This is a genomic window from Pseudomonas marincola, assembly GCF_900682675.2.
Classification (GTDB): Bacteria; Pseudomonadota; Gammaproteobacteria; order Pseudomonadales; family Pseudomonadaceae; genus Aquipseudomonas; species Aquipseudomonas marincola.
Map to the genome: position 1 here is coordinate 4,020,456 of NZ_LR215729.2, position 22,601 is coordinate 4,043,056.

Sequence of the window (22,601 nt, forward strand, 5' to 3'; positions counted from 1 at the left end):
GATGATCACGGCGACAGCAACTGCGTAGGTTGACTGTCGCCTCGCCACGTTTACAGACGGCTGTCCGGGGCGTAAGGATCGGGGGCGATGATCGGCGCGCGTCCCAGCAGCAAATCGACCAGCAACTGGCATGACGCTGGCGCCAGCACCAGCCCATTGCGGTAATGGCCGCAGTTCAGCCACAAGCCCGGATGCGCGGAAACAGGCCCGATAAACGGCACACCGTCCGGTGATCCTGGGCGTAACCCGGCCCAATGCCCGACCACTTCGGCATCCGCCAATGCGGGCAGCAACTCTATCGCCGAGGCATGCAGGCTTGCGAGCGCAGTCTCGGTTGGCGTCTTGTCATAACCTTCGTGCTCAAGGGTGCTGCCGACCAGAATGTGCCCGTCGCGGCGCGGAATGGCATAACGGCCTTTGGCCAATATCATGCTCGGCAGAAAGTCATCGGCGCACTTGAACAAAATCATCTGGCCTTTGACCGGCACTACCGGCAACTCGATGTTCAGGCTGCGTAATAAATCGCCGCTCCAGGCACCTGCTGCCACAATCACCCGCTCTGCCAGCCACTCGCCTGCGGCGCTTTTAACGCCAACCACCCGCTCGCCATCACGGACAAAGCCGGTCACCTCAGCGGCTTCGCGCAGCTGTACATTGCCCAATCCCTGCAAGGCGGCGCGCAACGATTTAATCAGCCGAGGGTTACGCACATTGGCCACTCCGGGCATGTGCAGGGAGCTTTGATAGCCAGGCCCAAGCGGCGGGACGGCGCGATACACCGAGTCGATATCTTCTGCAAACAAGGGCCGCTGATTGCGCTGCGCCCAACTCAGCGCGTCTGCCTCGTCGTCGAGATCCAGCCAATGCAGCCCGGTCACATGAACTTCGGGGTCGATTCCGGTAGCCGCCAGTAATTGCTCGGCAAGCTTTGGGTAGAAGTCTTGCGACCAGTGCGCCAATGCCGACACAGCCGGTGCATAACGCCAGGGATACAGCGGCGAGACAATGCCACCACCGGCCCACGACGCCTCACTTCCCACCTGTTGCTGGCGCTCCAGCAACAACACTTTCTGGCCGGCCTGCGCCAACCCGAGGGTGGTCAGCAAACCGATTACACCACCACCAATTACGACTGCATCAACCCCTGACATGCACCCTCTCTTGTTGCTGTGTATGAACAAATGTGCTGCGACATTGGCCAATTATGCCCGTCAGCGCCGCGAGGGGCAGCAACAAAACCGCAATCATCACGGTGGTGCCGCAAAGCAGATTTGCGACCTGCGTCGCGCAAATCCTCCTGACGCAATTTCCTGTAGTAATTCCCGACCTTTCGCCGCCCCGGATTGAGAACCCTCACCGCACTCACGCAGGCCAAATCCGGCTGAATGGCGTCGTTGGCTAACCGTTGCGCTCGTACCTGTTGAATTGGGTGGCGCAATTAATGGACATGGTTAGCGCTATCGGATGGAACCGAGGAGACCCAATGCGCACTCAAAAAGGCTTCACCCTGGCCGAGTTACTGATGGTGGTGGCCATCATCGGGATTCTGGCCACTATCGGCGTTCCCAGCTTTCGCTCGCTGATACTCGATAACCGCCTGAGCAGCACCGCCAATAGCCTGCTCGGTGTGATGCAAATGGCCCGCAGTGAAGCGGCCATGCTGCGCAGCACCATCACGGTATGCGCTGCCAGCCGTGATCAAAGCGCCTGCGTAGATGATGCGAACTGGAGCGCCGGTATTTTAATCACGCAGGGCAGCGACATTCTGCGCGTGGTGCCGTTGAGCAGCGCCGGTGTAACCATCACCAGTACACGGCCGCGCATCGACTATCGCGGTGACGGTAAAACCACTGCGGCCTCCTTCACGCTCAACGATTCACGCGGCGATGCCTTCGCGCGAAAGATCCAGATTAATGCCATCGGCCAGGCCTGCAGCGGTGCGTCTTGCTCATGAAAAGACTCACTGGGCAACGCGGTTTCACCCTGCTTGAAGTGCTGATCGCCGTGGTGATTTTATCCATCGGCTTACTGGGCATGGCAACGTTGATGATGACTAGCGTACAGGCCAGCCAAGGCGCTTACTTACGCGGCCAGGCCAGCTTGCTGGCGTATGACTTCTCGGAACGCACCCGCCTCAACCATGCGTTAGCCAGCAGCGCCGATGACTACCTGCTCGACGCTGACGCTCAACTCGAGGTCGACTACAGCCTGGGCGAACGCCCCGAGTGTGGCGACGACGGTTGTACGGACACTGAGCAGGCGCAGCTTGATCTGCACCAATGGCAAACCATGCTGGCCTCTAGTATTCCCGGGGCTCGGGCCAACATTACCCGCACCGACAACCAGTACAGCATCGAAATTATCTGGGTGGAATCCTCCGCGCTTGAGGGCGTAACAGGTGACTCCAGCTTTGCCGTGAGTTTTGACTTATGAGCAAGCAAACGGGCATGTCCCTGATAGAGCTGATGGTGTCCATTTTGATCAGCTCTTTGCTGATTCTCGGGGCAATCGAATTGTTCGCCAGCACATCGGCCTCCAACCGCACAAATGTTGCGGTTGCACGCGTACAGGAAAGCGGTCGGATCGCGTTGGAGATTATCGGCAGCGATGCCCGCAGAGCCGGGTATCAAGGGTGCCGCTCGGCCAGAAGCACACTGAAAATCAAGGGCCTGACCCTGCCCAACGATGCCATTGAAGCGGGCGACCGCAGCATTACGTTCAACTACGCCACCACGCAAGACACCGGTGTGCCGTTCTCGTACTACAAAACCTGCCAAGGCGAAGCGCTGTTTCTCAAGCGCGTGACCTACAGCCAATGCGAAACCAACCGCCTGTGCATGGACGACGAACCCGTGCTCGATCACGCACACATCAACGCCATTGAGTTCGCCGTTGTGGCCGACAGCAAAACCTTGTGGGTTGAAAGCAGCGAAGTGACGCCCGAACAGCTTGCTGACACCCGCGCCGTGCGCGTGAGCCTGGATATTAACGATGCACGTGACGAGGTCGCCCGCACCTACAGCAACACCTATCAGTTGAGGAATCGACTCTGATGAATGCTCGCCATAAACAAACCGGAGCGGCCTTGCTGATCAGTCTGTCGCTGTTGCTGCTGCTCACCATTATCGCCATTGCGGCGGCGTATCAGTCGTCGCTACAGGTACGCATGGCCACCAACAGCCAGGAACAAAACACCGCCTTTCAAGCTGCAGAAAATGGCATTCAGGCGTGGATCGAAAACTTCAAGAAATCCCTGACGATAGCCGCCTCGCCCGATGTGCTGGGCACAGTCAGCTTTATACGCAGCAGCGATGGCAGCAATGAAACCCAGGTGGCGCAATTCATTGCCAAGGCCGCCAGCCCCGGAACCTGCGAAAAAGTAGTGCCCGCCTATTCGCTGGACGCAGCCGAAGATTCGAGCACCTTTCAATTCGCCTGTTTCAACATCATCAGTCGCAGCAATACGTGCGTTGATACGGATATCAGCTGCTCACCCGCTGAGCACCCCGCACGAGCCGAGCACCGTCAAGGTCATCTGGTCCGCTACTAATCAAGGAGAGCAGCATGAATTGCTCGAATAATCGCCCGCGCGCACTCACAACCACCGCTGCATTTTTATTGGCGCTGCAAATTCCACTGAGCGCTGGCGACGATACTGAAATTTTCTTTGGCGAGCCGCCACCTGAATCAACAGCGCGCCCAAACGTGATGTTTATTCTGGATAACTCAGACTCTATGAGCGCAGTTGACAGAGGCCAAAACAGCTCGCGACTGGTGCAGATGAAGCAAGCGTTCCGCGGCCTTCTCAATACGGCTGAAGACATCAATATCGGCCTGATGACCATTCAGCCGAACCCGAAAACCAAGTCGCGGATGCTGATGAAAGTCCAGCATATCGACCAGCCCATGAACAACAAACTGGCCACGCCGGCTTTGCGCCAAAGTGGAGACGACTCAAGCTACTTGAGCAACGGAACCACCCGCGCCAGTGATAAAACATTGGTTATGGGCTTCATTAAAGCGCCCACTGGCCAACAGTTGGATCCATCCAGTATCAGCCGCTCACTGGGAGCATCCGCAGGTTACAACAGCGATTTCTCGTCGTACTTTGTGCTCAATCAGAATGGCGACTCAGTTGCTTGCTCAGCCAAACTGGACGCCACCAGCACTGAGTGTCCGGGCGGCGTTAAAACCCAGCTTGAAAGTAGCAACGGTGCGTCCGGTAACGATGGCTTGCTACTGTTTCGCAACCTCAACGTTCCACAGGGTGTGACGATCAAGTCAGCCAAGTTGATCCTCAAAGGCACCTCAACCCAATCCCCCAGCCGATTCAATATCAAGCTTGAAAACAGCAAGACGGCCAGCGCCATCAATGCGGGCAACCCTCTAAGTCGCCGCAACTTTAGCAACACCGATCTGCACCTCAGCCAAATCCCGTCTCGCAACCACGACACGATTACATTCGACCTCACCCGCCAATTACAAAAGCTTCAGCAACTAGCGCCTGCACTCAATCCTATTGGCGATGTCGCTTTGCGTGTGCGGGGGGCTACGCCTGCAAGTTATCCCTGGCACATTGGTGACGGTGCAGCCGACTCCCCTCGCCTGGAAATCAGCTGGTCAGGCAATGAAGACAGCAACCGAGCAACAGGGCTGCGGTTCGAGGATGTGGCGATCCCACAAGGCGCCCGCCTCACCTCGGCACGAATCGACTTTGTGCCCGCAAGCTCAGATGATCGTCCGGTTACCTTCGCCATCGCTGCGCAGAACGGCACCGATACTGAGGTGTTTGGCAGCACGGAGAACTTCATGAACAGGAGTAAAACCAAGTCGATCAACTGGACGCCGGATGCGTGGCGAACAAGCGCAGAAAACAATTACATTGAAGGCCCCGATGTCACCGAACTGGTTCAAGGCATCGTCGACAGGCCTGGTTGGTGTGGCAACAACTCACTGGCATTCTTCCTGTCTCCAACTGCCGGGGAAGGCAGCCGCACGGCTTACAGCTTTGATCACGGAGAAGACCTCAAGCCCGTGCTGAGACTGGCGTTCTCCGACGGCGATGAGGGTTGCTTGAACCCGATCATCAATATCTCAGTGCTCAACAAGAAAGACGACGGCTCGCAGAACAGACCGCGTTCCTGCGTCAATGCAAATAACTGCAGCGGTGGGCAGGTCAGCATCACCAGCAATCACTTGCCGTTTGCGCATAGGTTTCTCCTCAGTCGCTTTCAACATGTCCCGGTGAAGAAAAACGCCCAGGTGATGAGTGCCGAAATTCTGGCGACGCCCAATACTGACGCTCCGGGCAGGACTCAAGTCTTCTTCGAGAACACTGGCAACTCTGCGGCCCTTGCTCTGAACACCAATAATTTAAGTAGACGCACGTATGGCCAGCTAGCAGGCGCTTGTGATTTTGGCGGTGTGGGCACGAGCGGCGTGCAACAGCGTTGCACGACTACAGAGCTTAAAGACCGGCTACAGGCAGTTTTCAATCATTCGAGGTGGAGCGACGATAACGCCCTTGCTCTTCTGCTTAGACCGGTGAGCGGCTCAGCGCAACTGAAGAGCCGCGAACATGGCGCCGAGTCTGCCGTGCAATTACGCATCAAGTTGCGTCACGGCGGCCTGGGGGAAAACAAATACACCTCGCGTGACTTCATGCGTGGCCATGTGAACGCCCTGACTTTGCACTTGGGCACTCAAATTGTGCCCGCGCTTAACGAAGCCGCGCGGTATTACACACAGATACCGGGTAAGCACCTTGGCAAGAATCCAAGCCCGATTGAAAGCTCGTGTCAGCCCAATTATGTGGTCCTGCTCACTGACGGTGCGGCCTTCAACGGCCCTGCCGAGAACACCATTGGTGAAGCTGCACGCGCCAGCATCCAAAGGCTTGCGGGAGCGTGTCGGGGCGACAGCAATAAAATATCTGAAAAGTGCGGACGTACCCTCGCCCGCTGGATGCATGAGCAGGACCAATCACCGCTCGAAGGTCTTAACAACATAATCACTCACACCATCGGCTTTTCCACTGGGGTCAATACCGGCCCCACCCGGTTTCTCAGCCAGCTGGCGAGCTTGGGCGGCGGCACCGCTTATAGCGCGAATAACGCGAGCAGTTTGTCGGATGTATTCAATAACATTTTGAGCACCGCAATGTCGGCTGATACCACTTTTGTAAATGCCAGTGCGCCGATCAATAGCCTTAACCGCTCAGACAATCTCGATCAGCTGTACTTCTCGATGTTCCGCCCCGGCAACACCAATCGATGGGCCGGCAATCTCAAGCGCTATCGCCTCAAGACCGAAGGCACTAAAGCGATTATCGTCGATGCGGATGATGCACCGGCAGTCGACTTGAACACCGGTTTTTTCTATGACAGCGCACGTAGCTTCTGGAATAGCATTCAGGATGGCTCAGACGTCACACTCGGCGGCGCGGCGGCAAAACTGCCCAGACCCGGCGATCGCAATATTTTCACCTTCAAAAACACTCCGGTTAACGGCCAGGCCAACACACTGCACTCATTAAGAACAGCACATGCAGGCAACATATCGCCTACCCTGTTCGGGCTTCAATCCACTCAAGCGGGCGCACGAGACAACCTGGTGAAATATATCAACGGGTATGAGCGTGACAACCGCACGATCCGTTTTGCACTCGGTGACTCCCTGCACTCATCGCCTCGCCAGGTCACTTATGGCTGTAAAGGCAACTACAGCAACGGCCGCTGCAGCGATCCTGACATCACTGCGATATTGGGCACCAATGAAGGGTTCATCCATGGTTTTGATACGGCCACCGGCATCGAGCAATTTGGGTTTATGCCTAAAGAGTTGCTGCCCAATATCCGCTTTCTGCGCGCCGACCAGCAATCCACCAATGACACGCCTCACCTCTATGGAATGGATAACACAGCAACCATCTGGTTCAACGACCTCAACAATAACGGGGTGATTTTTGGCGACCCTGCATCAGGCAGCTCCGCTGGGCTCAATAAAGGCGAGTTTGTATACGCTTACGCCAGCCAGCGTCGTGGCGGCAACAACCTCTACGCACTGGATATCACCCGGCGTAACAGCCCTAAACTTCTCTGGCAAATCAACGACTCGTATCCCGGCTTCAGCCAACTTGGACAAACCTGGTCGGTGCCCCAGAAAACCAAGATCAAAGTCGGTGATGAGATTCGTGATGTGCTGATTTTTGCGGGGGGCTATGACCAGAATCAGGATGAACTCAACTACACAACCAGCGTTTATACCGCCGATGCCGTGGGCAACTCGATTTACATCGTCGATGCTAAAACGGGCAGCCTGATTTGGTCCGCCAGTAACCGCTCAGGGCATACCCTGAAACTCGACAAGATGCAGTACAGCATCCCTTCAAACATCCGCGTCATCGATATTCAGGAGACCAACGGCGAATTGGTCAGTGACGACGAGAAACTCGCCGACCAGTTCTTTGTCGGTGATACGGGTGGCCAGGTCTGGCGCTTCTTCATCAATAATGGCAACAGCGCCGCCAACCTTGTGACCGCAGGCAGCAATGGCGGTGTACTCGCCAGCTTGGGCAATGCAAGCGCCGCCGAAGATGCACGCAAGTTCTTCAGTGCGCCAGATGTTGCGGTGCTGGATGTGGACGGTCAGCGTTCACTCAGCATCAACATTGGCAGCGGCTATCGCAGCCATCCGCTGAACAAAACCATTCGCGACCGTTTCTATTCACTGCGAACCTCTGCGGTCTTTGCGGATGACTCGCAAAGCGTGCTGACTGAAAGGAAGCTGTATAACGCGACTCAAAACCTGGTGCAGCAGGGCAGCGCTCAGGAGCAGGCCACGGCGCTGGATGCATTTAGCGATCCGGATCGAGGCTGGTTCATCGCCATGGGCAACACCGGCGAAAAGATCCTTTCCAGAGCGCTGACGGCGGGAGGGACGGTCAATTTCAACACCTACGAGCCCACGCTACCGAATGGCTGTCGCCCTTCGAGCGGCAGGAACCGCGCTTACTCGGTGCGCTTACGCGACGCCACACCGACACTGGTCGGTGTAGGCGAAACCGGCAGCCATGCTGACCGCTCAACCGAAAGCAACAGCAGTGGCATTGCTGGCGACCCGCAACTGTTTTGCAGCGGCGATAACTGCTGGGTGCTGCCCGATCCATCAGTCGAGCCCACGGCAGCCAACATGATCCCGCTGGGCAAAACCTACTGGATGGACAACACCCAACTGTAATGATGCTTTCTGGCGACGCGCAGCGCGTCGCCAGAAAGCGCAACTGCCAAGAGAAGGATCTCATGCGCAAGCAAGCCGGCTTTACCCTGATTGAGTTGATGATCGCCGTCGTGGTGATCGGCATTTTGGCAGCCATCGCCCTGCCCAGTTACAACAGCTACATCCGCCGCAGCCATTGCGAAAATGCCAAGGCAACCATGCTCGGCGCCGCCAATCTGATGGAACGCTACCGGGCACAAAACAACACGTATATAAATGCCAGCCTCGGCCGCTACGCCCAAAGCCCGACCGATGGCAGCAAGCAATTCACCCTTGCGCTGACCACTTCATCGCCTACCCGCTACAGAATAATCGCCATCCCCACAGCAATGCTCAACGGCAAAGGCCTCTTGAAGCTGGAGTCGACCGGTGAGCGCAGCGCTACGGGCCGCTTTGAGGAAATTGACGCGTGGAGTAGCTGCAACGGAATTTAAGCCTAAATGGGGGCGCAGCTGTGCTCAGCCTTATCAGTCGAAACGCTAATAGTCACCCTGTGAAACGCCCCCTCAATGATGACTCAACGCCTGCAATCCGGGCCTGAATCGCTGCCAAAAATCTCTGCGGCGTCCGCGTAAAGTCCCCCCATAAAACAGCCCGAAACCGATCATCGGCGTTCCACCTCCTTTCATCCCGTTATATAGGACAGTTGTCTGTGTGCTATGCAAACCTTAAAGCTCGGCAAAGGAGCAGGTTTTTATGCACGCAAGACGACACGCCTCGGGTTTCACCCTCATCGAGTTGATGATTGTGGTGGTGATATTGGGGATATTCGCCACAGTGGCCCTACCCGGCTTCAACAACCTGATGCAATCGAACCGCGTAAAAAGCTCGGCTGAAGAGTTGTTCAGCTTGCTGCAAAGCGCTCGCAGCGATGCCGTGAATAAGCGTATGACCGTGTCGGTGAGCAAGGTCGACGCCAGCAACTGGAGCGCCAAACACGGTAACGAAACTGTCCGCACCGTGACCTTTCCGAGCAATATCACCGTGACCTCAAGCCTCGACACCATCAGCTTCAAGCCTGATGGAACGGCCGCAAATTCCGACATCAACATCAGCGGTGCGGATGCCAGCAACACCTACTCGATTGCCGTGAAGAATGCCGGCAGCCTGCGTATCTCTCACTCTGCGGCGACAACAGGGACTGACTGACATGATTTCACGCGTGCGCAATCGCGGTTTCAGCATGATCGAGGTATTAGTCACCCTGGTGCTCATCAGCATTGGCGTGCTTGGCATGGTCGCCATGCAAGCCAAAGGGATCACCTACACCCAAGACTCCGTAGTCCGTAATCAGGCGGCGCTGCTCGCCGATGAGCTGATGGAAATCCTGCGCAGCGACCGGCAGACCATCCTCGATGTGAAGGGTGTTCCTACCAGCACTTCAGACTATTACAAGAAAAAAGGTACGGCGTTCCCGGATGCACCGGCCAGTTGCAACCCGCTGCCAGCGTCGGCTGAAGATCGCCTCGGCTGCTGGGCGGCAAAAGCAGCGCAGACCTTGCCGGATGCGGGCGCCCTGCTCACCAGCGACTTCTATGTTTGCCGCACAGATGGTTCGGCAGTTTGCCCTGACAAAGGCGCCGCCATCGAGATTCAGCTCGCCTGGCGGGTCAAGGAAAACGAATGTATGGACGCCAACGCTCAAGCGGGCGATGACCTGACTATTTGCCACTATCACCTGCGCGCCGAGCTTTAGGAGCCTGTATGAACACCGTTAATAAGCAGGCAGGTCTGTCGATGGTGGAACTGCTCATCGCGCTGGCGATCAGCAGCTTCCTGATTCTGGGCGTGACCCAAATTTACATTGATAACAAAACCAGCTACCTGTTCCAGCAAGGACAAGCACAAAATCAGGAGAACGGTCGTTTCTCCCTGATGGTGCTTGAACAGCATCTGGCCAAAGCGGGCTTTCGCAGACGCCCGGACGACTCACTGGAGCAGGCTTTTGCTGCCGGCACCTTCAATACCACTACCGGCGCTGGCACGTGCACCTTCAGAGCCGGGCAAGTGGTCACTAAAGTGGATGACTCAACCATTTGCCTGCGGTTCGAGCCGCGCGATGCGACCGAAGTAGATTGCGCTGGCACCGGGGTTACCACGCCTGCCGACTTCGCCACGCCTTACACAACATCAAGCCAGGAATTCGTCGAGAAATTCAGCGTAAACAACAACGCCGAGTTGGTCTGCAATGACGCGGTTCTGGCAGACGGCGTCAGCCAGGTGCTGTACACCTTTGGTATTGGGCCGGCCAGCGAACGTGAGGTGTCGTCGTACACCAAGACCCCTGGCACCAGCACAATTCGCAGCGTGCGCTATTCACTGTTGCTGACTACCGATCAAAACAACCTGTCGCAAGGCATGACCAGTAAAGCGTATTGCGACTGGCAAACCCTGATGGGCAACACCGACCCTTGCACACCGCCGGACAACAACCTTTACCAGATTGCCAGTAGCGGCATCATGCTCAGGAATCTAATGCCGTGAGAAGTCATCGCACATACGACCTACCCAAGAAACAGAACGGCGCGGTGCTTTTCGTCGCCCTGATTATGCTGCTGGTTATCACCTTGCTAGCCGTCAGCAGCATGCGCGAAGTGGCGCTCGAGTCGCAGATTACCGGCAATCTCATGGAGCAAAAGCGCCTGAGCAGCACCGCCGAGTCGGCCCTGCGTGAAGCGGAGTGGCGGCTCGAAAACAATGGCGTGCCACCGGATGTTTGCACAGGCAGCAACCCCACGACGCTGTGCATCACCGAAATCGCCAACACTTACGACACCGATTTTTCTGTTTCCACTGCTTATAAAGGTGCCGATGGCTCCACCACGCTTGAACGCAGCGCGCGCTGGTATGTACGTGATGCCACCAACGTTGGCAGCGTGCAGGCTAACTGCACCCAGACTGAAGACATTCTCAGCGGTAAGAATTGCACCAACTATTACGAAGTGAATGGCCAGGCGTTTAACGACAACAACACCGCCGGTAAAGAGTGTGGCCCGGATGCCCTGTGTATCCGCTCCGTTATTGCCGCCATTTTCAACTGAAGCCCGAATTGGAGATTCACATGAAGCACACCACCGCTCTGATTTTCGGGCTGCTTGCTGCCAGCCAAGCCGTACAGGCCGACACCAATATTGATCAGGTTCCATTGTTCGTCAGTGAGTCTGTACCGCCACTGAACATGTTGGTGATGGGCCGCGACCACAAGCTTTTTTACGAAGCCTACAACGATGCCTCTGACCTCAACGGCGACGGTGTACTGGATGTGGGTTACAAGGGCTACTTGACGGCCGCCAACGGCGGTATCGACTACTACGGCTACTTCAATTCCAACGTTTGCTACACCTACACCGACGGCATATTCGTACCGTCCAGCGTGGCCAACGACAAAAAGTGCTCGGGTAAATGGAGCGGTGACTTTCTCAACTACCTGGCCACGTCACGGATGGACGCACTGCGCAAAGTTCTCTACGGCGGTTACCGCGTAGAGGACACCGCTGGCAGCACCAACACGCCGACTAAAACAGTGTTACAAGCGGCATTCGTGCCCCAGGATGCACACACCTGGGGTAAGGAATACCAGAGCCTGAGCAAAGACGGTTATCGTATTACCGACTACACCCCGCTGAACCAGCCTTCCAATGGCTATCGCCACTTGTTTGCCGTGGTCTCGCTCACCGACGGTGGCGTACCGCAGTTGCGCACACTTACCAATACCACCTTCCGTATTTGGAACTGGGTATCCAAGGAACGCCCTGTGGCTGGCGATGCGTGTGACGGCGGCGCCTGTACTTCGCGTGGCCCGAGCGGCGGCTGGTCGATTGTGCCAGCAAGCGTGTTGTCCAACTTGGCTCTGACAACTTGGCGTGACACCGACAGTGCACCCACCAATGAATCGCAGATGAACACGCGCTTCAACAACCCGAACAAACTCTGCGGCAGCGGCACGCCAAACTTCACCAATATCAACACTACGACGGACTTCGTTAACCCGTATTCCTCGAATCAATGTTCGTCGAACCAAAACCAAGACAACTACATCACCCGCATTACCGCCAAGCTGACGCCAACCGAAACAGGCATGTATCAGTTCTCGGTAGACGGCGACGACGCAGTTGACGTTAAGCTCAACGGCACCGTGATCGCGTCTTACTACGGCGCACACTCCAAACAAGGTTCAGGCGGCGCTGGCTCCCCGAGTAACGACCGGGCTTTGACTGCAGGCGTCACCTACGACATTGAGTTCCGCCATAAAGAAGTCTCCGGCGGCTCCAACTTTTTCCTCTACTGGAAAACCCCGGACACCGGGGTGAGCACGCTGACTAACGCCAACATCAAGGTTGAGGTGTGCCCAACCGATGCAACCCTGCGTGAAGATAACTGCGTTGCCTACGCCAATGGCGCCAAGCCAACCGGTATCCTGCATGACTACGGCAGTGCCGATAAAATGTTCTTCGGCCTCACATCGGGCTCGTTCCAGAACAACATGAGTGGTGGCGTTTTGCGTCGTCAGCTCGGCAGCTTCACCAAAGAATTCAACGCCTCTACCGGCCAATTCTGCGCCAGCAGCAACAGCAATTGCGCGAGCGGCAGCATTGCCAATGGCATTGTCGATACCATCAATAAATTCCGCATCATCGACTTCAATTACAGCAACCAGAGTTACGGTTGCGGCTGGATCGCCGGTCGCGCTATGCAGCAAAGCGACAACTGCTACATGTGGGGCAACCCCGTCGCCGAAATGATGTACGAAACCATGCGTTATTTCTCCGGGGCCACTGCACCTACCAGCTCTTACAAGTACAGCTCAAGCGCAGTGGATGCCAAATCTCCGCTCAACTTGCCGGTTGTCGACACTTGGCTGCCACCGTACAAGACCACCACAGCAACTAACGGTGGTTATGAAAAATGTGCGGTACCTGTAATGACGGTGATCAGTGACATCAACCCGTCTTACGATGGCGACGTACCTGGCAGTGCATGGAGCACTGCGGTTACAGGCGCGGGTGATCCTGCATCACTCAGCGGTTTGAATGTTTCGACCGAGGCTGACAAGGTCTGGGCCAAAGAAGGCGGTGGTAGCCGAAAAGTCTTCATCGGCGCCTCAACGACCACCAACGAAGATGGCGCGCCGACTGAAAAGACCGTGACAAAGCTGTCCACGGTTCGCGGTCTCGCTCCGGAAGAGCCAAGTAAACAAGGTACTTATTACTCGGCAGCACTGGCTAACTTCGGCGCCAACAACCCAATCGGCGGCGACAAGAACCTGCAAACCTACGCCGTGGCGCTGGCATCGCCCCTGCCGACGATCAAATTCCCGGTGGGCAAGTCAGCCGACGGTACAACCCAGTCGGTCACAGTGGTGCCGTTTGCCAAGTCTGTTGGCGGCGCTTATGGCATTAGCGCCACCAGCAACTTCCAGCCGACTGACCAGATCGTCGACTACTACGTTGAAACCATCGTCAACACCGATGCCAACTGCCCTGCTGCTGGCAAAGACTGCGATGCTTCGGTTAACAATGGGCGCCCTTACGCCAAGTTCCGCATCAACTATGAAGACGTCGAGCAAGGTGCAGACCATGACATGGACGCCATCGTGCTCTATGAACTGCTGCTGGACGCCAATGGCAAATTGGTCATCAACCTGACCTCTGAATACGCCGCAGGTAGCATCGACCAACACATGGGTTATGTAATCTCGGGCACCACCAAAGACGGCATTTATCTGGATGTTAAAGACCAGGGCGGTGCAAACGTCGCTTACAAGCTCGACACTCCGCCCGGCTATGATGCAGGTGTGTGCGCCAAGTCCGGAGCCAACTGCCCAACGCTGAGCAACCTTACCTCCAGCCGTACATTCACCCCAACCGGTGCTTCGGCGAACTTCCTCGAAGGACCGCTTTGGTACGCCGCGAAATACGGCACCGATGGCAGCCCGGACGTAGACAACGACGGCGTGCCTGACAACTACTTCCTGGTAACCAACGCGTTGACACTAAAAGCGCAGTTGGACAAGGCATTCAACGACATCACGCAAAAGAACAGCTCGGTGAGCAGCCCGACAGTTGAAGTGCCGCGCGACAGCACAACAACAGATGATGCATTTGTGTATCGCACGGACTTCAACATCGACGGCTGGACCGGCGACCTGATCAAGGAAAAGCAAACCGAGGTCAGTGGCCAACTGGTCAAGGAAACCGTGTGGAATGCGGCCAGCAAAATACCGTCCACGCGCAAGATCTACATGGCTGACAGCAGCCAAACCACAAAACTGGGTGACTTCACCTGGGATCGTCTGGCAAACAAGTCGTTTGAAACCATCGACTTCCAGACCGCACTCAATAAAGACGGCATCACCGGCACAGTCGATAACTACGGCCGGGCGCGAGTGAAGTACATCAAAGGCGAAAGCTGCGCGACAGAGACGGGTTGCAGCACTTTCCGCGTGCGCAGCACAAAACTGGGCGACATCGTCAACTCATCTCCTGTATTGGTGAAAGGCGCTCAATATCTGGCCTACCGCGCCGGCGCGCTGGACGGTGACGCATCAACCTATGCCGCCTTCCAGGCCTCGGTGAAAGACCGCACGCCGATGATCTATGTCGGCGCCAACGATGGCATGCTGCATGCTTTCAATGCGGACACCGGCGCAGAGGTTTTCGCCTTCATTCCAACGGCCGTAATCAATAACCTCAACAAGCTGACATCGCCTGAGTACGGCGGCACGGATGGCGTGCACCAATACTTCGTGGACGGCACACCGACAGTTGCCGATGTGTATTACGGCAATGCCTGGCACACGGTACTTGTCGGCAGCCTGGGCGCGGGTGGCCGTGAAGTGTTCGCTCTGGATATCACTGACCCAAGCGCGCCTAAATTGCTTTGGGAGTTCACCAGTGATGGCCATAACAACATGGGCTACAGCATTCCTAAACCGATTATCACCCGCCTCAACAGTGGCCAGTGGGCAGCTGTGTTCGCCAACGGTTACAACAGCGCCAACAACAACAATGGCCGCGCTGTGCTGTTCCTCAAGGACATTGAAACTGGAGAAGTGATCAAGAACCTCACAGCTCAAGGCGAGGCTTACACCAACGGGCTTTCAAGTGTGCGCACGGCGGACTTCAACGCCGACGGAATCACCGACTACGTTTACGCCGGTGACTTGCAAGGCAACATGTGGCGCTTCGACCTCTATGACACCAGTGCCAGTGCGCCGTTCGACAAGTGCACCAGCAGCTGTAGCGGCATCAGCAATCGCTTCCGTGTCTCCTTTGGCGGCGCGCCGCTTTACGTTGCCAAGGACGGTTCCACAAGCTCGGCTAAGCGCCAGCCGATCACCAGTGCCCCGACACTGGCCAGGCACCCGACGTCTGTCGGTTACCTGGTGACGTTCGGCACCGGTAGCTATCTCAACAGTAACGACAAGATCTCCAATGACACCCAAACGGTGTATGGCATCTGGGATCGCAACACTGTGGGTCAAAACGTCAGCAGCATGCCGTCACTCGACCGTTCGAACCTGCAGCAACAGACAATGACAGAAAAAAGTATGTCGGTGGATGGCACGCCGACAGCTGTGCGCGTGCTCAGCGATAACAGCATCTCCTGGTACAACGATGGCGCCACGAGCACATCAGATTCAGACGTTAAAACCTGGGGCTGGTACCTCGACCTTAAAGCCTCCGGTGTAGCCAAAGGTGAGCGTGTGGTTGCCAACATGACGATTTACGGCGACGGCTTGATCTTCTCGACCATCACGCCGAACCCTGACACCTGTGCAGCGGGCCTTGACGGCTTCACGTATGGTATTAACCCGACCACCGGCCAACGCACGCTGTATAACGTGTTCGACATGAACGGCGATGGCAAGGTGAACGCCAACGACAGCTTAAACGGTGATGTTGTCTCTGGCCACGAAACGCCAGCAGGCGGCACCAGCATCAACGATGGCTTGCAGTACCACACCGACGGCAGTTCTACCGCAATCGCTGCGGGCAGCAACTCGAGCGGCCGCCAACTGTGGCGTGTACAACCTGAAAACCAGCCCTGAGGCCAAGAAATGAAACAAGCAAAGCAGTCTGGCTTTACGCTGATTGAAGTGATGATAACGGTGGCAATCATCGGCATTCTTGCCGCGATTGCCTACCCCAGCTACACCGAGTATGTGTTGCGCGGTAATCGCTCAGAAGGCTTAGCGCTTCTGAGCGAGGCGGCTGCACGCCAAGAGCGTTACTTTGCGCAGAACAACACCTATGCCGATACCGCTGCAAAGCTCAACGTGCCAGTGAACTCGACCAATAATCTCTATCAGCTGAACATTGCTGATGTGACCAGCAATACCTACACGCTGACTGTGGTGCCACAGAACCAGCAAACCAAAGACACCAAGTGCGGCACGCTGGGTTTGAACCAGAAGGCTGAAAGAAGCAAAACCGGCAGCGCCAGTTCGATTAACGACTGCTGGAAATAAGCGCTTCGTACACAAACAAAAAGGCCAAGCTTTCGCTTGGCCTTTTGCTTTTCAGGTTAACCTCGAGTCAACGCTCGATTGTTTAAAGCTGTTTGACCCGCAACTCTTTAGGCATCGAGAACGTCACGTTCTCCGGCCGCCCGTCCAACTCGCTTTCAGCGCTGGCGCCCCAGGCCTTCAACTGATCAACCACGCCGCGCACCAGTACTTCCGGGGCCGAGGCGCCTGCAGTTATGCCCACGTTGCCTGCACCCGCAAACCACTCTTGCTTGAGGTCTTCGGCGCCGTCGATCAGGTAGGCGGGCGTGCCCATGCGTTCGGCCAACTCGCGCAGGCGATTGGAGTTGGAGCTGTTGGGGCTGCCGACCACTAACAGAACGTCCGACTCATCAGCCAGTTGCTTAACAGCGTCCTGACGGTTCTGGGTGGCGTAGCAGATGTCGTCTTTACGCGGGCCGCCGATGCTCGGGAACTTGCGGCGCAGGGCGTCGATCACTTTGCTGGTGTCATCCATCGACAACGTCGTCTGGGTGACAAACGCCAAGGACTCGGGATTGCGCACCTCAAGCCTGGCTACGTCGTCTTCGTCTTCAACCAGATAAATAGCGCCGCCGTTGCTGGCGTCGTACTGGCCCATCGTGCCTTCGACTTCCGGGTGGCCGGCATGGCCGATGAGGATGCATTCATGGCCTTCGCGGCTGTAGCGCACGACTTCCATGTGAACCTTGGTCACCAGCGGGCAGGTTGCATCGAACACTTTCAGGCCGCGGCGCTCGGCTTCGTTGCGCACAGCCTGAGAGACGCCGTGGGCGCTGAAGATGACGATAACATCGTCTGGCACCTGATCCAGCTCTTCGACAAACACCGCGCCGCGTGCGCGCAAATCCTCGACCACAAACTTGTTGTGGACGACTTCGTGGCGCACATAAATCGGCGGCCCGAACACTTCGAGCGCGCGATTAACAATCTCGATGGCGCGGTCTACGCCAGCACAGAAACCACGAGGATTAGCGAGTTTGATATGCATAATAATTCTCGGCACGCGGTGCATCAGTTGGCCCGCTTGCAAGGGCTGCGCTGTTATCGGCAGCCTTGCTTAACGGGAGCGCACCTGCGGTTGCAGGCAGGCTATTTAAACCGCTTTGACGTCGATGATTTCGACTTCAAAGCTCAGCGTCTTGCCAGCCAGCGGATGGTTGAAATCAATGGTCACCTGCTCGCCTTCAACGCTTTTAACCACGCCAGGCAATTCGGCATTGGCGGCGTCGTTGAAGATCACCAGCAAACCGGGCGAAAGCTCCATATCGGCAAAGTTGCTCAGTGGCATCACTTGCAGGTTCTGCGGATTAGGCTGACCAAAGCCCTGCTCCGGCAGAATCTCGACCACGCGCTTGTCACCCGCCTTGAAACCGTACAGCGAGGTTTCAAAACCGGGTAGCAGGTTGCCATCGCCAACGCGGAAGGTCGCAGGCTTTTTCTCGAACGTGCTGTCCACAACATCGCCATTTTCCAGCTTGATGGCGAAGTGCAGGGTAACTTCCTTGTCCGGGCCAATACGTACATCAGTCATGGGCTACTTCTCCGGACTTTTTACTTTTAAACATATCCAGCGCAAGCATGACTGCGCCTACGCTAATGGCGCTATCGGCAATATTGAACGCGGGGAAATACCAGCGGTTTTGCCAATGCACCAGAATGAAATCGACTACGTGGCCAAGCACGATGCGGTCGAACAGATTGCCGATCGCCCCGCCCAGCACCAGTGCCAGCGCGATTGCCAGCCAGGTCTCATCGCTTTTCAGACGCTTCATCCAGACCACCAGCACAGCGCTGACGCTTAACGCGATCAAGGCGAACAGCCAGCGCTGCCAGCCGGATTCACCGGCCAGAAAGCTAAAAGCAGCGCCGGTGTTGTAGGCCAGCGTCCAGCTGAAATATTGCGGGATCACCACAATCTGTTCGTACATCTCGAGCGTGCCATCGAAGTAGAACTTGCTGGCCTGATCGATAACGAACACCAGCAAGCTCAACCACAACCAAGCCAATCTGCCGAAACGGCTGGCATCAGGCATAGTGACGAACCTCGCCAGCGCCTTCGATGTTATCGACACAGCGCTCACAGATTTCCGGATGCGCCGGATTCACGCCGACATCTTCACGGTGGTGCCAGCAGCGGGCGCACTTGGCGTGAGCCGACTTCACCACTTTAAGCTTGAGACCAGCCACTTCAGTCTCAACCGCATCTGCCGGAGCAGCGCTGAGCGGCGCAAGGCTTGCGGTGGAGGTGATGAGTACGAAACGCAGCTCATTACCCAGCTTGCCCAAGGCTTCGATCAGACTCTCTTCACCGTAAACGGTCACTTCAGCCTGCAGGTTGCCGCCGATGGCTTTTTCCTTGCGCTGATTTTCCAGCTCCTTGTTCACCGCGACCTTGACCGCCATGACCCGCTCCCAGAACTCGCGATTCAACTCGACGTCCTGCGATTGCTCGGTCAGGCCCTGATACCAGCCATTGAGCATGACCGACTCATTGCGCTCGCCCGGCAGGTACTGCCAGATTTCGTCGGCGGTGAAGGCCAGAATCGGCGCGATCCAGCGTACCAGCGCTTCTGCGATATGGAACAGTGCAGTCTGGCACGAGCGACGCGCCACGCTGTCTGCCGCGGTGGTGTACTGACGGTCCTTGATGATATCGAGGTAAAAGCCGCCCAGTTCCTGCACGCAGAAGTTGTGGACTTTCTGGTACACGTTCCAGAAACGATAGTTTTCGTAGGCTTCTTCGATTTCGCGCTGCAGCAGCAATGCGCGATCCAGTGCCCAGCGATCCAGCGCCAGCATTTCGTCTACCGGCAGCGCGTGTTGCGCCGGATCGAAGCCGCTCAGGTTCGAGAGCAGGAAGCGTGCGGTGTTACGGATACGGCGATACGAGTCGGCGCTGCGCTGGAGGATGACGTTGGACACAGCCATCTCGCCGGAGTAGTCGGTCGACGATACCCACAGGCGCATGATGTCCGCACCCAGGCTGTCGTTGACTTGCTGCGGCGCGACCACGTTGCCCAGCGACTTGGACATTTTGCGGCCGTTCTCGTCCACCACAAAGCCGTGGGTCAGCAGCTCTTTGTACGGCGCATTGCCGTCAATCGCGCAACCGGTGAGCAAGGATGAGTGGAACCAGCCACGGTGTTGATCCGAGCCTTCAAGGTACAGATCGGCGCGTGGGCCTGTTTCGTGACCCATGTTGTGCGAGCCGCGCAGCACGTGCCAGTGGGTGGTCCCGGAGTCGAACCAGACGTCCAGCGTGTCACTGATTTTGTCGTACTGGTTGGCCTCGTCACCGAGCAACTCGGCGGCGTTTAGTTTGAACCAGGCCTCGATGCCCTCGCCTTCAACGCGCTTGGCAACTTCTTCCATCAGCTCAGTGGTGCGCGGGTGCAGCTCACCGCTTTCCTTATGCAGGAAGAACGGGATTGGCACGCCCCAGTTACGCTGACGCGAGATGCACCAGTCCGGACGGCCAGCGATCATGCTGTGCAGACGCGCCTGACCCCAGGCCGGAACGAATTCGGTCTTCTCGATGGCGCCCAGTGCGCGCTCACGCAATGTGCCGCCTTCGTTGGGCTGCTTGTCCATGCCGACGAACCACTGCGCCGTCGCGCGATAGATCAGCGGAGTTTTGTGACGCCAGCAGTGCATGTAGCTGTGCTGGATCGGCTGATGCTTGAGCAGCGCGCCGACTTCATCAAGCTTGGCGACGATGTTCGGGTTGGCCTTCCAAATGAACTGGCCGCCGAAGAACGGCAGCGATTCAACGTAAACGCCATTGCTCTGCACCGGGCTGAGAATGTCGTCGTTGCTCATGCCGTAGCCTTTACACGAGCGGAAGTCGTCTTCACCGTAAGCCGGAGCCGAGTGGACGATGCCAGTACCGGAGCCCATTTCGACGTAGTCAGCCAGATACACCGGCGACAGACGCTCATAGAACGGGTGACGGAAACGGATCAGCTCGAGTTTTTCACCGGTGGTTGTGGCGATAACGCTGCCTTGCAGGCCGTAACGCTCAAGGCTGCTTTCAACCAGCTCTTCGCCGAGCAGCAGCAACTTGTCGCCGACATCAACCAGCGCGTAGTTGAACTCGGGGTGCACATTGAGTGCCTGGTTGGCGGGAATGGTCCACGGCGTAGTGGTCCAGATAACGATGCTTGCAGCCTTGGGCAAGCTGGCCAGACCGAATGCGGCGGCTAGCTTGTCGGCGTCTTCGCAGACGAATGCAACATCGATGGCGTCGGACTTTTTGTCCTGATATTCAACTTCGGCCTCAGCCAGCGCCGAACCGCAATCGAAGCACCAGTTAACCGGCTTCAGGCCTTTGAATACAAAGCCTTGCTTGACCATTTCAGCCAGCGCACGGATTTCGCCCGCCTCGTTGGCGAAGTCCATGGTGCGGTAGGGCTTTTCCCAGTCGCCAAGAACGCCAAGACGAATGAAGTCAGCCTTCTGGCCTTCGATCTGCTCGCCGGCATACGTACGGCAGCGCTCGCGGGTCAGGTCTGCTGGCTGGTTTTTGCCGAAGGTGGTTTCGACCTTGTGCTCAATCGGCAGGCCGTGGCAATCCCAGCCCGGAACGTAAGGCGCGTCATAGCCGGCTAGCGTTTTCGACCGGGTGATAATGTCTTTGAGAATCTTGTTAACCGCGTGACCGATGTGAATGCTGCCGTTGGCGTAGGGAGGGCCATCGTGCAGGAGGAATTTTGGACGGCCTTCGCCCATTTCACGCAGCTTCTGATACAGACCAATATCGTTCCAGCGCTGCAGGGTTTGCGGCTCGCGCGTCGGCAGGCCAGCCTTCATCGGAAACTGGGTATCAGGCAGGTTTAGCGTGGCTTTATAGTCGGTCATCAGAGGCTCTTCACTTTAGCGGTTAGCCCTGCCAATAGGCACGGGCGGCGGCAATATCGGCAGCAATTGCCGTCTTCAGCGCCTCGAGCGAGGCAAAACGCTGCTCATCACGCAGCTTGCGGTGGAACGCCACCGTTAAACGCCGGCCATACAAATCACCGGCAAAATCCAGAAGGTGCACCTCTAAGTGGGCACAGCCGTCACTTTTGACGCTTGGGCGTACGCCGATATTGGCGACGCCAGCAACCGTCTGGCCATCAATGTCGATGCTGACCATATACACACCGGTCAGCGGCACACGACGGCGCTTGAGCTGAATATTGGCTGTAGGCGCGTTCAGTTGGCGCCCCAGCTTTTGCCCATGCAGCACGCGCCCGGCAATTTGAAACGGACGCCCGAGCAGGTGTTCAGCCAGCTCAAAATCACCCACGCTCAGCGCTTCGCGCACGCGGGTGCTACTCACGCGAATACCGTCCAGCTCGACGGTAGTTGCCGCCTCGACGGTAAAACCTTCACGCGCGGCCGCATCGGCAAGAAACGCGAAGTCGCCGGCACGATCACAGCCAAAGCGGAAGTCGTCACCCACTTCGAGATGACGCACGCCCAAACCGTCGATCAGCACTTTTTGCACGAACTCTGCGGCACTCAACTCACGCAAGCGCGGGTTGAAAGCCAAACACAGTACGCGGTCGACGCCTTCAGCCGCCAACAAGGCAAGCTTGTCGCGCAGCCGCGTGAGGCGGGCTGGCGCTGTGTCTGGGGCGAAGAATTCACGCGGCTGCGGCTCGAAAATCACCACGCAGCTGGGCACGCCCAATTCGGACGCACGCTCGCGAAGGCGCGCCAAGATAGCCTGATGGCCACGATGGACGCCGTCGAAGTTGCCGATAGTGGCGACACAGTCCCGATGCTGGGGCCGTAAATTGTGGAGGCCTCGAACCAGCTGCATAACGCGCTT

Annotated in this window: 18 protein-coding genes; 12 read left to right on the plus strand and 6 right to left on the minus strand. The window is 56.9% G+C overall.

All coding sequences use genetic code 11. From position 1 onward, the window contains the following. Positions 1–50 precede the first annotated feature (50 nt). Positions 51–1,151, minus strand: coding sequence for a glycine oxidase ThiO (gene thiO, locus PMYSY11_RS18525; protein ID WP_150547682.1), 1,101 nt, complete (start codon positions 1,149–1,151; stop codon positions 51–53). Positions 1,152–1,483: 332 nt separating this feature from the next. On the opposite strand from thiO, the gene PMYSY11_RS21995 reads away from it, so the two are divergent. The 12 genes from PMYSY11_RS21995 (at position 1,484) to PMYSY11_RS18585 (ending at position 16,747) form a co-directional block, all read left to right on the plus strand. Next, a complete protein-coding gene (locus PMYSY11_RS21995) occupies positions 1,484–1,954 on the plus strand; it encodes a GspH/FimT family pseudopilin (protein WP_172970634.1) in 471 nt (156 codons plus the stop codon). Beyond that, entirely contained in the window at positions 1,951–2,433 is a 483-nt protein-coding gene (gene pilV / locus PMYSY11_RS18535; protein ID WP_150547683.1) for a type IV pilus modification protein PilV, read from the plus strand. The genes PMYSY11_RS21995 and pilV (PMYSY11_RS18535) overlap by 4 nt, the downstream gene beginning before the upstream one ends. After that, positions 2,430–3,053, plus strand: a complete 624-nt coding sequence (locus tag PMYSY11_RS18540) for a PilW family protein (RefSeq protein WP_150547684.1) — start codon at positions 2,430–2,432, stop codon at positions 3,051–3,053. Before pilV (PMYSY11_RS18535) ends, PMYSY11_RS18540 begins: the two co-directional genes overlap by 4 nt. After that, a complete protein-coding gene (locus tag PMYSY11_RS18545) occupies positions 3,053–3,550 on the plus strand; it encodes a PilX N-terminal domain-containing pilus assembly protein (protein WP_150547685.1) in 498 nt (165 codons plus the stop codon). Before PMYSY11_RS18540 ends, PMYSY11_RS18545 begins: the two co-directional genes overlap by 1 nt. A gap of 14 nt (positions 3,551–3,564) precedes the next feature. Next, positions 3,565–8,238 carry a hypothetical protein gene (locus PMYSY11_RS18550; RefSeq protein ID WP_150547686.1) on the plus strand — a complete coding sequence of 1,558 codons (4,674 nt, stop codon included), beginning with the start codon at positions 3,565–3,567 and terminating at the stop codon, positions 8,236–8,238. A 62-nt stretch (positions 8,239–8,300) separates the two neighbouring features. After that, on the plus strand, positions 8,301–8,711 hold the full coding sequence (locus PMYSY11_RS18555; protein WP_172970635.1) for a type IV pilin protein: 411 nt from the start codon (positions 8,301–8,303) through the stop codon (positions 8,709–8,711). 262 nt (positions 8,712–8,973) lie between these two features. Beyond that, positions 8,974–9,426, plus strand: coding sequence for a GspH/FimT family pseudopilin (locus tag PMYSY11_RS22000; protein WP_150547688.1), 453 nt, complete (start codon positions 8,974–8,976; stop codon positions 9,424–9,426). 1 nt (position 9,427) lies between these two features. Continuing rightward, positions 9,428–9,973, plus strand: a complete 546-nt coding sequence (pilV, locus tag PMYSY11_RS18565) for a type IV pilus modification protein PilV (protein WP_150547689.1) — start codon at positions 9,428–9,430, stop codon at positions 9,971–9,973. Positions 9,974–9,981: 8 nt separating this feature from the next. Further along, positions 9,982–10,761, plus strand: coding sequence for a PilW family protein (locus tag PMYSY11_RS18570; protein WP_150547690.1), 780 nt, complete (start codon positions 9,982–9,984; stop codon positions 10,759–10,761). After that, entirely contained in the window at positions 10,758–11,318 is a 561-nt protein-coding gene (locus PMYSY11_RS18575) for a pilus assembly PilX family protein (protein ID WP_239655503.1), read from the plus strand. Before PMYSY11_RS18570 ends, PMYSY11_RS18575 begins: the two co-directional genes overlap by 4 nt. Positions 11,319–11,338: 20 nt before the next feature. Beyond that, complete coding sequence (locus tag PMYSY11_RS18580) at positions 11,339–16,327, plus strand: PilC/PilY family type IV pilus protein (RefSeq protein WP_150547691.1); 4,989 nt, start codon at positions 11,339–11,341, stop codon at positions 16,325–16,327. A gap of 9 nt (positions 16,328–16,336) precedes the next feature. Next, positions 16,337–16,747 (plus strand): type IV pilin protein, encoded by a 411-nt coding sequence (locus tag PMYSY11_RS18585; protein WP_090509504.1) that lies wholly within the window; start codon positions 16,337–16,339, stop codon positions 16,745–16,747. Between the two features lie 82 nt (positions 16,748–16,829). Here PMYSY11_RS18585 and ispH read toward each other — a convergent pair whose 3' ends face one another. The 5 genes from ispH to ribF all read right to left on the minus strand — a co-directional run bounded on the left by ispH (position 16,830) and on the right by ribF (position 22,592). Continuing rightward, positions 16,830–17,774 carry a 4-hydroxy-3-methylbut-2-enyl diphosphate reductase gene (ispH, locus tag PMYSY11_RS18590; protein ID WP_069898120.1) on the minus strand — a complete coding sequence of 315 codons (945 nt, stop codon included), beginning with the start codon at positions 17,772–17,774 and terminating at the stop codon, positions 16,830–16,832. Between the two features lie 105 nt (positions 17,775–17,879). Next, on the minus strand, positions 17,880–18,317 hold the full coding sequence (locus PMYSY11_RS18595) for an FKBP-type peptidyl-prolyl cis-trans isomerase (protein ID WP_069898121.1): 438 nt from the start codon (positions 18,315–18,317) through the stop codon (positions 17,880–17,882). Further along, entirely contained in the window at positions 18,310–18,819 is a 510-nt protein-coding gene (gene lspA / locus PMYSY11_RS18600; RefSeq protein WP_090509497.1) for a signal peptidase II, read from the minus strand. The genes PMYSY11_RS18595 and lspA overlap by 8 nt, the downstream gene beginning before the upstream one ends. After that, a complete protein-coding gene (gene ileS / locus PMYSY11_RS18605; RefSeq protein ID WP_150547692.1) occupies positions 18,812–21,643 on the minus strand; it encodes an isoleucine--tRNA ligase in 2,832 nt (943 codons plus the stop codon). Before ileS ends, lspA begins: the two co-directional genes overlap by 8 nt. Before the next feature lie 22 nt (positions 21,644–21,665). Beyond that, positions 21,666–22,592 (minus strand): bifunctional riboflavin kinase/FAD synthetase, encoded by a 927-nt coding sequence (gene ribF / locus PMYSY11_RS18610; RefSeq protein WP_069898124.1) that lies wholly within the window; start codon positions 22,590–22,592, stop codon positions 21,666–21,668. Between the last annotated feature and the right edge of the window lie 9 nt (positions 22,593–22,601).